Here is a 12367-nt window from a genome sequence, read left to right on the forward strand (position 1 = left end):
GTCGATCCTCTCTTACAGGCCCGTGGTCACGTCGATGGAGTGACCTTCCTCGAGGGTCACGACCGCCTTCTTGACGTCCGAGCGCTGGCCGAGCCGGCCCCGGAAGACCTTGACCTTGCCCTCGGTGACGAGCGTGTTGACGCTCTTCACCTTGACGTCGAACAGCTTCTCGACCGCCGCCTTGATCTGCGGCTTGGTCGCGGTCTTGGCAACCTCGAAGACGACCTTGTTGTGCTCGGAGAGCATCGTCGCCTTCTCGGTGATCACCGGGCTCACGATCACGTCGTAATGCCGCGGATCCATGTTCTTGGACTGGCTCATTTGAAGCGCGCCTCCAGCGCATCGACAGCCGAGCGCGTCAGCACGAGCTTGTCGCGACGCAGGATGTCATAGACGTTGATGCCCTGGATCGGCAGGACGTCGACATTCGGGATCGAACGCGCGGCCAGGCCGAAGTTCACGTCGATCTCGGCACCGCCGATCACCAGCGCGCTCGACAGGTCGAGCTTGCTGAAATGGCCCAGCAGGACCTTGGTCTTCGGCTCCGCCAGCTTGGCGTCGTCGATGATGATCAGTCCGGCATCCTTGGCCTTGGCCGAAAGCGCATGGCGCAGGGCCAGGGCCTTCACCTTCTTCGGCAGGTCGTGCGCATGGTCGCGCACCACCGGCCCGAAGGCCTTGCCGCCGCCGCGGAACTGCGGAGCCGAAGCCGCGCCGTGGCGAGCGCCGCCGGTGCCCTTCTGCTTGTAGATCTTCTTGCGGGTGCGATCGACTTCCGAACGGCCCTTGGTCTTGTGCGTACCGGCGCGGCGCTTGGCCAGCTGGTAGCGGACCATGCGGGCGAGCAGGTCGGCGCGCGGCTCGAGGCCGAAGATCGCGTCGGAGAGCTCGACGGAACCGGCGTTACCGCCTTCGAGAGTGGTGATATCGAGCTTCATCACGCGTTCTCCTCAACGGTCTCGGCCGCAGGAGCCTGGGCGTCGCCACCGGCGACCTTGAACTTGCCCGGAAGCGGAGCGTCCTTCGGCAAGGCGCGCTTGATCGCGTCACGGACGTGGATCCAGCCGCCGGCGACGCCGGGGACCGCACCCTCGACCAGGATCAGACCGCGCTCGACATCCGTCTGGACGACGCGCAGGTTCTGCGTGGTCACGCGATCGACACCCATATGGCCGGGCATCTTCTTGTTCTTGAAGGTCTTGCCAGGGTCCTGACGACCGCCGGTCGAACCGATCGAGCGATGCGAGATCGAGACGCCGTGGGTGGCGCGCAGACCGCCGAAGTTCCAGCGCTTCATGCCGCCGGCGAAACCCTTACCGGTGGTCGTGCCGCTGACATCGACGAACTGGCCGACGACGAAATGGTCGGCGGTGAGCTCGGCGCCGACCGGGATCAGCGCGTCGTCAGTGACGCGGAACTCGACGAGCTTCTGCTTCGGCTCGACCTTGGCGACGGCGAAATGGCCGCGCTGCGCCTTTGAGACGTTCTTGACCTTGGCCAAGCCCGACCCGAGCTGCACGGCGACATAGCCGTTCTTCTCGATCGTGCGATGCGCGACAACCTGGCAGTTGTCGAGCTTCAACACCGTGACCGGGATATGCTCCCCGGCATCGGTGAAGATGCGGGTCATCCCGACTTTCTGTGCAATCACACCGGAACGCATCGGTGCACACCTTCCCTTGGGGTCATGTCCATCCGGAAAACCCGGAAACAGAGGACCCGATGATGGATCAGAGCTTGATTTCGACGTCGACGCCGGCGGCGAGATCGAGCTTCATGAGGGCGTCGACCGTCTGGGGGGTCGGGTCGACGATATCGAGAACCCGCTTGTGGGTCCGCATCTCGAACTGCTCGCGCGACTTCTTGTCGATATGGGGCGAGCGGTTGACGGTGAACTTCTCGATCAGCGTCGGCAGCGGGATCGGGCCGCGCACCTGCGCGCCGGTCCGCTTCGCGGTCGAGACGATCTCGCGCGTCGACGCATCGAGGATGCGATGATCGAACGCCTTGAGGCGGATCCGGATATTCTGACCGTTCATGGTCTTGTTATCTCCGTGACGTGAAAAGGCGAAGGCCACAAAGGGCCTTCGCCCTCAGATCAGCCCTTGCTTACGCGAGGATCGAAGCGACGACGCCGGCGCCGACGGTGCGGCCGCCTTCGCGGATGGCGAAGCGCAGCTTCTCTTCCATCGCGATCGGCACGATCAGGTGCACTTCCATCGAGATGTTGTCGCCCGGCATCACCATCTCCGTGCCTTCCGGCAGGTGCACCACGCCGGTCACGTCCGTCGTGCGGAAGTAGAACTGCGGGCGGTAGTTGGTGAAGAACGGGGTGTGGCGACCGCCCTCTTCCTTGGTCAGGATGTAGGCCTCGGCCTTGAACTTGGTGTGCGGCTTCACCGAGCCCGGCTTGCACAGCACCTGGCCGCGCTCGACGTCCTCGCGCTTCGTGCCGCGCAGCAGCGCGCCGATGTTGTCGCCGGCCTGGCCCTGGTCGAGCAGCTTGCGGAACATCTCGACGCCCGTGACGGTCGTCTTGACGGTGTCCTTCAGGCCGACGATCTCGATTTCCTCGCCGACCTTGACGATGCCGCGCTCGACGCGGCCGGTCACCACCGTGCCGCGGCCCGAGATCGAGAACACGTCTTCGACCGGCATCAGGAACGGCTGGTCGATCGGACGCTCCGGCTGCGGGATGTAGTCGTCGACCGTCTGCATCAGCGCGACCACCGCGTCATGGCCGATCGCCTTGTCGCCGTTGTCCAGCGCGACCTTGGCCGAGCCCTTGGTGATCGGGATGTCGTCGCCCGGGAAGTCGTACTTCGACAGAAGCTCGCGGATCTCCATCTCGACCAGCTCGAGCAGCTCGGCGTCGTCGACGAGATCGACCTTGTTCATGAACACCACCAGCGCGGGAACGCCGACCTGGCGCGCCAGCAGGATGTGCTCGCGGGTCTGCGGCATCGGGCCGTCGGCCGCCGAAACCACCAGGATCGCGCCGTCCATCTGCGCCGCGCCGGTGATCATGTTCTTCACATAGTCGGCGTGCCCGGGGCAGTCGACGTGCGCATAGTGACGCGCAGCCGTCTCGTACTCGACATGCGAGGTCGAGATCGTGATGCCGCGGGCCTTCTCCTCAGGCGCCTTGTCGATCTGGTCGTACGCCGTGAACGACGCGCCGCCCACCTCGGCCAGAACCTTCGTGATCGCTGCCGTCAAAGACGTCTTGCCATGGTCGACGTGACCAATCGTGCCGATGTTGCAGTGCGGCTTCGTGCGGGAGAACTTCTCTTTGGCCATGTCAGCCTCCGTCCGTCAAATCTTGTTCAAGTGTTCGGTTTAAGTCGTTGTCAGTTCAGGCGTACTTGGCCTGGACCTCGGCGGCCACCGCCGAAGGAACCTGCTCATAGTGGTCGAACTGCATGGTGTAGTTGGCACGCCCCTGGCTGAACGAACGCAGCTGGTTGACGTAGCCGAACATGTTCGCCAGCGGCACCATCGCGTTGATGACGACAGCGTTGCCGCGCATGTCCTGGCCCTGGATCTGGCCACGACGCGAGTTCAGATCGCCGATGACCGAACCGGTGTAATCTTCCGGGGTCACGACCTCGACCTTCATGATCGGCTCGAGCAGCACCGCGCCAGCCTTCTGCAGGCCTTCACGGAGACCGGCACGCGAGGCGATTTCGAAGGCCAGAGCCGACGAGTCGACTTCGTGGAAGGCGCCGTCGGTCAGCGTGACCTTGACGTCCACGACCGGGAAGCCGGCGAGCACGCCCGAGCCGATGACCGAGTTGAGGCCCTTCTCGACGCCCGGGATGTACTCCTTCGGAACCGTTCCGCCGACGATCTTCGACTCGAACTCGAAGCCCTTGCCGGTCTCGTTCGGCTCGACCGTGAACTTGACACGGGCGAACTGGCCGGTACCGCCGGTCTGCTTCTTGTGGGTGTAGTCGACGTCGACCTTCTTGGTGATGGTCTCGCGATAGGCAACCTGCGGCGCGCCGATATTGGCGTCGACCTTGTAGGTCCGGCGCAGGATGTCGACCTTGATGTCGAGGTGCAGCTCGCCCATGCCCTTGAGGATGGTCTGGCCGCTCTCCTGGTCGGTCGAGACGCGGAAGGACGGATCCTCGTTCGCGAGCTTCGACAGGGCGAGGCCCAGCTTCTCCTGGTCGGCCTTGGACTTCGGCTCGATCGCGATCGTGATGACCGGCTCGGGGAACTCCATGCGCTCCAGGATCACCGGCTTGATGGGATCGCACAGCGTGTCGCCGGTGCGGACGTCCTTGAGGCCGGCCAGGGCGACGATGTCGCCGGCGAAGGCTTCCTTGATGTCCTCGCGGTTGTTCGCATGCATCAGCAGCATGCGGCCGACACGCTCCTTCTTGTCGCGCGTCGAGTTGATGACGCCCGCACCAGCCTCGACCTTGCCCGAATAGACGCGGCAGAAGGTGATGGTGCCGACGAAGGGGTCGTCCATGATCTTGAAGGCGAGCATGGAGAAGGGATCCTCGTCGGTCGGGCGACGAACGGTCTCTTCCTCGGTCTTGAAGTCGATGCCCTTGATCTCGCCGCGATCAACCGGCGACGGCAGGAAGTCGACGACGGCGTCGAGCAGGGGCTGCACGCCCTTGTTCTTGAAGGCCGAGCCGCACAGCACCGGGTGGAAGGCGCGGCGCTGCACCGCGGTGCGGATCAGCTTGCGCAGGGTGTCGGCGTCAGGCTCGGTGCCCTCGAGATAGGCTTCCATCGCCGCATCGTCCATCTCGACGGCAGCTTCGATCAGCTTGTTGCGGTACTCGGCGGCCTTGTCGGCGAGATCGGCCGGGATGTCGCGCTCGTTATAGGACGCGCCGAGAGCCTCGCCGTCCCAGACGATCGCCTTCATCTTGATCAGGTCGATGACGCCCTGGAAGTCCGACTCGGCCCCGATCGGGATCTGCAGGCAGACCGGCTTGCCGGCGACGCGGTCGATGATGTCCTGGACGCAACGGAAGAAGTCGGCGCCGATCTTGTCCATCTTGTTGACGAACACGACGCGCGGAACGTCGTACTTGTCGGCCTGGCGCCAGACGGTCTCGGTCTGGGGCTCGACGCCCTGGTTGCCGTCGAGCACGCAGACGGCGCCGTCGAGCACGCGCAGCGAACGCTCGACTTCGATGGTGAAGTCGACGTGGCCGGGGGTGTCGATGATGTTCAGGCGGTTGTCGCGCCAGAAGCAGGTCGTCGCGGCGGACGTGATCGTGATGCCGCGCTCCTGCTCCTGGGCCATCCAGTCCATGGTCGCCGAGCCGTCATGCGTCTCGCCGAGCTTATGGTTCTTGCCCGTGTAGAACAGGATGCGCTCGGTCGTCGTCGTCTTGCCCGCATCGATGTGGGCCATGATGCCGAAGTTGCGATAGCGATCGATGGGATGGGAACGGGCCATGGAAGTGCTCTGTCTTTCCGGGGGGTCGCGGACGGATTACCAGCGATAGTGCGAGAAGGCGCGGTTGGCTTCCGCCATCCGGTGCGTGTCTTCGCGCTTCTTCACGGCGTTGCCGCGGTTGTTGGCGGCGTCCATCAGCTCGGCCGAAAGACGCTCGACCATGGTGCGGTCGTTGCGCGCGCGGGCGGCAGCGATCAGCCAGCGGATCGCGAGGGCCTGGCGGCGCTCCGAACGGACTTCGACGGGAACCTGGTAGGTCGCACCGCCGACGCGGCGGGAACGGACCTCGATCGCCGGAGCGACGTTCTCGAGGGCGCTCTTGAAGACGGCGAGCGGATCGCTCTTCAGCTTGCCTTCGATGATGTCGAACGCGCCGTAGACGATGCCTTCGGCGGTCGACTTCTTGCCTTCGTACATGACGGAGTTCATGAACTTCGTCACGATCACGTCGCCGAACTTGGCGTCCGGGATGATCTCGCGTTTTTCGGCGCTATGGCGGCGGGACATCGTCTAGTCTCCGGTCAAATCTCAAAAGCTGCGAACCGGCCGGTCTTTCGGCCAGCCGGTCAGGCAGAAAATCACTTGGGACGCTTGGCGCCGTACTTCGAGCGGCGCTGCTTGCGGTTCTTGACGCCCTGCGTGTCGAGCACGCCGCGCAGGATGTGATAGCGCACGCCGGGAAGGTCCTTGACGCGGCCGCCACGGATCATGACGACCGAGTGCTCCTGGAGGTTGTGCCCCTCACCCGGGATGTAGCCGATGACCTCGAAGCCATTGGTCAGGCGCACCTTGGCGACCTTACGAAGCGCCGAGTTCGGCTTCTTCGGCGTCGTCGTGTAGACGCGCGTGCAAACGCCGCGCTTCTGCGGGCAATTTTCAAGCGCCGGAGCAGAATTGCGCGCCTTGACGGGCGAACGGGGCTTGCGGATCAGCTGGCTGATTGTCGGCATTTAAGGCCTCTCGCTCCCTTGAGCGTTTGGAAAATCTCATGGTCCTTCCGGCACCGGCGTAGCCATGACACAAACGAAGCCGCGCCATCGGCGCCCTTTAAAGAGGCCTCAGGCGCGTTCGCCATGCAGAGGAACACGGGAAACCCGCATTCATGCGTCCTGCCATGTCGTCTATCGACGCTGGAATTCCGACGGAGTTTCGGTCGCGAAATTCGCTCACAACTAATGGTAAGCGACAAACGTGTCCGACAGCCGTCGACAGTGGCGCGCTTATGACTCAGCTGGAGATTCGCGTCAAGTCCGGATTTACGATGCGTTCAGTCTTGTCTCTGAGACAAGCTGCCGCTCCGGCGCGTGCCTCCAGCCTAGCGCCCCTCGGGAGCGGAAGCCAAGCCTGCCGCCCCCCTGACACGCAGCCTTGCACAGGATCGATTGGCGCGCCCTGGCGCACGCCTCCTCTCCTGCTTCAGGCCGTCCCCTCGCCCGTCGTGCCGATCCGTGCTCCGCGCAGCAGCCCGACCAGCTCGGCCTGCCTGTGCAGTCCCGTCTTCGCCATCACCCGCTTCAATGTGGTGCGGGCGGTTTCCTCGGTCACGCCGAGCGTCGCCGCAGCATCGCGCGGACGGCTGCCGGCGGCGATCAGTGCCGCAAGCCTGGCCTCGGCCGGCGTCAGGTCGAACAGCCCCTGCACGACCGCCGCACTCGGCGCGTCGCCGAGCACCACGGGCGTCACCACCAGGATCGTGCTGGCCCGCGCGAAGACGTCATGTGCCGCGCCGCGGACCGGCGAGAGATGGACGATGAGCGGCGGCCGGTCGCCCTCCTGGGCGATCGGGATCGAACGCACCGCGGCGCCCACCCGCATCTGCCCCATGGTCGCAAGCGCAGCCTCCAGCAGCGCATCGGCTGCAGGGTTGGTCAGGGTCAGCCGCGCGAGCCGGTCCTGCGCCACATCCGGGATCATGCCCGCCAGCGAGGCGTTGATCGAGAGTGGTCGCCCGCTCCGGTCTAGCACTGCCGCCGGCAGCCCCATCGCCTCGAGCGCCTGCGTCGCACCGCGCGCCCGCTCGAAGTCGAGCCGCGCCGAGAGCAGCATCGCGCGTGCCAGATGCGGTCGCAGGTCATCGAGCCTACGGATCTGCGCCGCATCGACGGGCCCCTCCCGCCGCTCCCGCTCTGCATGCAGGATGAAGGCCTCTCCGCTCGGCGAGACGATTGAGGTCGCAACGCCGATGCCGAGCCCGCGCGGCACCAGGAAATCCGCATAGACCGGTTCCAGCGCCATCTCCTCCTCGGTGAAGATGTCGATATCGCGCAGGAAGCCGGCATGGTTGCGGCCGATCAGCCGGGCCGTACGCCCGTTGCCGGGGAAGCGTTCGAAATGGGTCGCGACGACCTCGTCGAATTCCGGCGAGGACGAGATCCAGCGCGCCTGCCCGCCGGCCACGGTCACCATGACCGCCCCTGCCCCGCGCATCTCGCTCTGGAACCGTCTCAGTATCTCCGGCCACAGCTCAGGAACGACTGCGGCCTCATAGAGGCTTTCCAGGAAACGCTCATCCATAGCCCCAGCCCATCAAGCAGCGCATCGTCAGCCCCCCGGCACGTTTCGCTGCGTAAGCTTAGGCAGATCGGCCGCCCGAGCGTCAAGACAAAGTAAAACGGCCGCCCGAGGGCGGCCGTTCCACATTGATATGAGCCTGTTGGCCGCGCTTACTCGGCGGCCGGCAGCACCGCGGCCGCAGCCTTGGCCGCAGCATCGGCCTTCTGCCCGACGATGAGATCGTCGCGGCGCGTCGCCACCTGCTTGATGCGGGCGACCTGCGCACCCGTACCCGCCGGGATCAGCGAGCCGACGATGACGTTCTCCTTCAGGCCCTCGAGCGTGTCGTGCTTGCCGTTGACCGCCGCCTCGGTGAGGACGCGGGTGGTCTCCTGGAAGGACGCCGCCGAGATGAAGGAGCGGGTCTGCAGCGAGGCCTTGGTGATGCCGAGCAGGACCGGAACGCCGGAGGCCGGCTTCTTGCCCTCTTCGCGCATCTTGGCGTTGACCTCTTCCAGCTCGATGCGGTCGATCTGGTCGCCGGTCAGGATGTCGGTGTCGCCGCCATCCGTGATCTCGACCTTCTGCAGCATCTGCCGGACGATCACCTCGATGTGCTTGTCGTTGATGCCGACGCCCTGGAGGCGATAGACCTCCTGGATTTCGTTCACCAGATAAGCCGCCAGCTCCTCGACGCCCTTGATCGCCAGGATGTCGTGCGGGGCCGGGTTGCCGTCGAGGATGTAGTCGCCCATCTCGACGACGTCGCCGTCCTGGAGATGGATGTGCTTGCCCTTCGGGATCAGGTACTCGAGCCCTTCGGAGCCGTCATGCGGCGTCAGCGTGACGCGACGCTTGTTCTTGTAGTCCTTGCCGAAGCCGATGACGCCGGCCTTCTCGGCGATGATCGCCGCATCCTTCGGACGACGCGCCTCGAACAGCTCCGCCACCCGCGGCAGACCGCCGGTGATGTCGCGGGTCTTGGCCGAGTCGGTCGAGACACGGGCGAGCACGTCGCCGGCCTTGATCGAGGAGCCCGGCTCCACCGAGATGATGCCGTCGACAGGCAGGATGTAGCGGGCGTCGCCACCGCGGGCGAGCTTCGCGATCTTGCCGTCGGGGCCCTGCACGGTGAGCGCCGGCTTGAGGTCCGAGGTACGGGCCGAACCGCGCCAGTCGATGACGACGCGCTTGGAGATGCCCGTCGCCTCGTCGGTCGTCTCGGTGATCGACATGCCGTCCACGAGGTCCTCGTAGCCGACATTGCCGTCCACTTCCGCCAGGATCGGGCGGGAATAGGGGTCCCACTCGATCAGGCGCTGGCCGCGCTTGACCTTGTCGCCCTCGTCGACCCGCAGCTTCGAGCCGAACTGGACGCGGTGCACGGCGCGCTCGGCGCCATCCGGACCGACGATCACGATGGCGATGTTGCGCGCCATGGCGATCAGGTCACCGTCGGAGTTCCGCGCAACGTTGCGGTTGCGCATCTTCACGACGCCTTCGAAGTTGGACTCGACGAAGGACTGGTCCGCGATCGTGGCGGCGCCGCCGATGTGGAAGGTACGCATGGTGAGCTGCGTGCCCGGCTCGCCGATCGACTGCGCCGCGATGACACCGACGGCCTCGCCCATGTTGACGGGCGTGCCGCGGGCGAGATCGCGCCCGTAGCAGGTCGCGCAGACGCCGTTCTTGGTCTCGCAGGTCAGCACCGAGCGGATCTTCACCTCCTGGACACCGGCGGCGTTGATCTTCTCGATGTGGCTTTCCTCGATCATTGTGCCCTTCGGCACGAGGACATTGCCGTCGATATCCGTGACGTCCTCCGCCGCCGAGCGGCCGAGGATACGGATGCCGAGCGAAGCCACGACCTGGCCGGCATCGATGATGGCGCGCATCTTGATGCCGTTGTCGGAGCCGCAATCGACCTCGGAGATGATCGCGTCCTGCGCCACGTCGACGAGACGACGGGTCAGGTAACCCGAGTTCGCCGTCTTCAGCGCGGTGTCGGCGAGGCCCTTACGGGCGCCGTGGGTCGAGTTGAAGTACTCGAGAACGTCGAGGCCTTCCTTGAAGTTCGAGATGATCGGCGACTCGATGATCTCGCCCGACGGCTTGGCCATCAGGCCGCGCATGGCGGCGAGCTGGCGCATCTGCGCCGGCGAACCACGGGCGCCCGAGTGCGACATCATGTAGATCGAGTTGATCGGCTTGTCGCGGCCGTTCTCGTCCTTCTTCACGGTCGAGATGCGGGCCATCATCTCCTGGGCGAGCTTGTCGGAGCACTTCGCCCAGGCGTCGACGACCTTGTTGTACTTCTCGCCCTGGGTGATCAGGCCGTCCTGGTACTGCTGCTCGTAATCCTTGGCGAGGACGCGGGTCGTATCGACGATCTCCCACTTGTTCTCGGGGATCACCATGTCGTCCTTGCCGAACGAGATGCCGGCCTTGAACGCGTGCTTGAAGCCGAGGCCCATGACGCGATCGCAGAAGATCACCGATTCCTTCTGACCGCAGCCGCGATAGACGGCGTCGATCATGTTGGAGATCTCCTTCTTCGTCATCAGCTTGTTGACGACGTCGAAGGTCATGGCCGGGTGCTCCGGCAGCGCGGTCGAGAGGATCACGCGGCCCGGCGTGGTGTCGTAGATCTTCGTATACGGCTGGCCATCGGCGCCGACGCCGGTCCAGCGGTATTTGATCTTCGAATGCAGCGTCACGACCTTCTCGTGCAGCGCGTATTCGAGCTCGCCGAAGTCACCGAAGACCTTGCCCTGACCCGGCTCGCCATCGGAGATGATCGAGAGGTAGTAAAGGCCGAGCACGATGTCCTGCGACGGCACGATGATCGGCAGGCCGTTCGCCGGGTGCAGGATGTTGTTGGTCGACATCATCAGCACGCGCGCTTCCAGCTGCGCTTCCAGCGACAGCGGAACGTGCACGGCCATCTGGTCGCCGTCGAAGTCGGCGTTGAACGCGGCGCAGACCAGCGGGTGCAGCTGGATCGCCTTGCCCTCGATCAGCACCGGCTCGAAGGCCTGGATGCCAAGGCGGTGCAGCGTCGGGGCGCGGTTCAGCAGCACCGGATGCTCGCGGATGACCTCGTCCAGGATGTCCCAGACCTCGGGCTTCTCCTTCTCGACCAGCTTCTTGGCCTGCTTGACCGTGGTCGAGTAGCCCTTGGCGTCGAGGCGCGCATAGATGAACGGCTTGAACAGCTCAAGCGCCATCTTCTTCGGCAGGCCGCACTGGTGCAGCTTCATCTCCGGGCCGACGACGATGACCGAGCGGCCGGAGTAGTCGACGCGCTTGCCGAGCAGGTTCTGGCGGAAGCGGCCCTGCTTGCCCTTCAGCATGTCGGCGAGCGACTTCAGCGGACGCTTGTTGGCGCCGGTGATGACGCGGCCGCGGCGGCCGTTGTCGAACAGGGCGTCGACCGACTCCTGCAGCATCCGCTTCTCGTTGCGGATGATGATGTCCGGCGCGCGCAGCTCGATCAGCCGCTTCAGGCGGTTGTTGCGGTTGATGACGCGGCGATAGAGGTCGTTCAGGTCGGAGGTCGCGAAGCGGCCGCCATCGAGCGGAACCAGCGGACGCAGATCCGGCGGGATGACCGGGATCATGGTCATCACCATCCATTCCGGCTTGTTGCCCGAAAGCTGGAAGGCCTCGATGATCTTGAGGCGCTTCATCAGCTTCTTCGGCTTCAGCTCCGAAGTGGTGGTCGCGATCTCATGCTTCAGGTCGGCGTTGATCTGGTCGAGATCGAGCGCGCGCAGCATCTCGCGGATGGCTTCCGCGCCGATCATCGCGGTGAAGGTGTCCGCGCCGTACTCTTCCTGGCAGCGGACATACTCCTCCTCGGAGAGCAGCTGCCGGTCCTTGAGCGGGGTCAGGCCCGGCTCCAGCACCACATACGACTCGAAATAGAGGATGCGCTCGAGGTCCTTGAGCGGCATGTCCATCAGCAGGCCGATGCGCGAGGGCAGCGACTTCAGGAACCAGATATGGGCGACCGGAGCGGCGAGCTCGATATGGCCCATGCGCTCGCGCCGGACCCGCGCCAGCGTCACCTCGACGCCGCACTTCTCGCAGATCACGCCCTTGAACTTCATGCGCTTGTACTTGCCGCACAGGCACTCGTAGTCCTTGATCGGCCCGAAGATGCGGGCGCAGAACAGCCCGTCCCGCTCCGGCTTGAAGGTGCGGTAGTTGATCGTCTCGGGCTTCTTGATTTCGCCGAACGACCAGGACGCGATCTTCTCCGGGCTGGCGATCGAGATCTTGATCGCGTCGAAAGCCTGCTGCACCGGCTGCTGGCCGAAAAGGTTCATGACCTCTTGCTTCATCGCCTGTCTCCTGAAGCCGGTGGGGTTTGGAAAACCGCCCTGCCCGGCTTTTTGATCCATCGGCCGGCGGCGTGAGTGCCGCCGGCATGAGTAACGA

General features: G+C 64.9%; 10 protein-coding genes. All 10 read right to left on the reverse strand.

The genetic code is table 11. The features are described 5' to 3' along the window. Positions 1-12: 12 nt before the first annotated feature. The gene (locus AC1REK_RS27115) at positions 13-321 is read right to left on the reverse strand and encodes a 50S ribosomal protein L23 (RefSeq protein WP_291641576.1); all 309 of its coding nucleotides are present in this window, start codon (positions 319-321) and stop codon (positions 13-15) included. After that, entirely contained in the window at positions 318-938 is a 621-nt protein-coding gene (gene rplD, locus AC1REK_RS27120) for a 50S ribosomal protein L4 (protein WP_316021087.1), read from the reverse strand. Before rplD ends, AC1REK_RS27115 begins: the two co-directional genes overlap by 4 nt. Beyond that, positions 938-1663, reverse strand: a complete 726-nt coding sequence (rplC, locus tag AC1REK_RS27125) for a 50S ribosomal protein L3 (protein WP_316021086.1) — start codon at positions 1661-1663, stop codon at positions 938-940. The genes rplD and rplC overlap by 1 nt, the downstream gene beginning before the upstream one ends. A 67-nt stretch (positions 1664-1730) precedes the next feature. Continuing rightward, positions 1731-2039, reverse strand: a complete 309-nt coding sequence (gene rpsJ / locus AC1REK_RS27130) for a 30S ribosomal protein S10 (protein ID WP_043237115.1) — start codon at positions 2037-2039, stop codon at positions 1731-1733. A 70-nt stretch (positions 2040-2109) separates the two neighbouring features. Next, the gene (gene tuf, locus AC1REK_RS27135; protein WP_327522796.1) at positions 2110-3300 is read right to left on the reverse strand and encodes an elongation factor Tu; all 1191 of its coding nucleotides are present in this window, start codon (positions 3298-3300) and stop codon (positions 2110-2112) included. 55 nt (positions 3301-3355) lie between these two features. Then, positions 3356-5431, reverse strand: coding sequence for an elongation factor G (gene fusA, locus AC1REK_RS27140; RefSeq protein WP_316021384.1), 2076 nt, complete (start codon positions 5429-5431; stop codon positions 3356-3358). A gap of 36 nt (positions 5432-5467) precedes the next feature. Next, positions 5468-5938 (reverse strand): 30S ribosomal protein S7, encoded by a 471-nt coding sequence (gene rpsG / locus AC1REK_RS27145; protein WP_066480219.1) that lies wholly within the window; start codon positions 5936-5938, stop codon positions 5468-5470. Positions 5939-6009: 71 nt separating this feature from the next. Beyond that, entirely contained in the window at positions 6010-6381 is a 372-nt protein-coding gene (rpsL, locus tag AC1REK_RS27150) for a 30S ribosomal protein S12 (RefSeq protein ID WP_066480217.1), read from the reverse strand. A 466-nt stretch (positions 6382-6847) separates the two neighbouring features. Beyond that, positions 6848-7837, reverse strand: a complete 990-nt coding sequence (locus AC1REK_RS27155; protein ID WP_492273832.1) for a helix-turn-helix transcriptional regulator — start codon at positions 7835-7837, stop codon at positions 6848-6850. A gap of 257 nt (positions 7838-8094) precedes the next feature. Next, positions 8095-12270 (reverse strand): DNA-directed RNA polymerase subunit beta', encoded by a 4176-nt coding sequence (gene rpoC / locus AC1REK_RS27160; protein ID WP_316021382.1) that lies wholly within the window; start codon positions 12268-12270, stop codon positions 8095-8097. Between the last annotated feature and the right edge of the window lie 97 nt (positions 12271-12367).

The sequence above is a fragment of the Allobosea sp. GW823-FHT02B03 genome, from assembly GCF_058797755.1.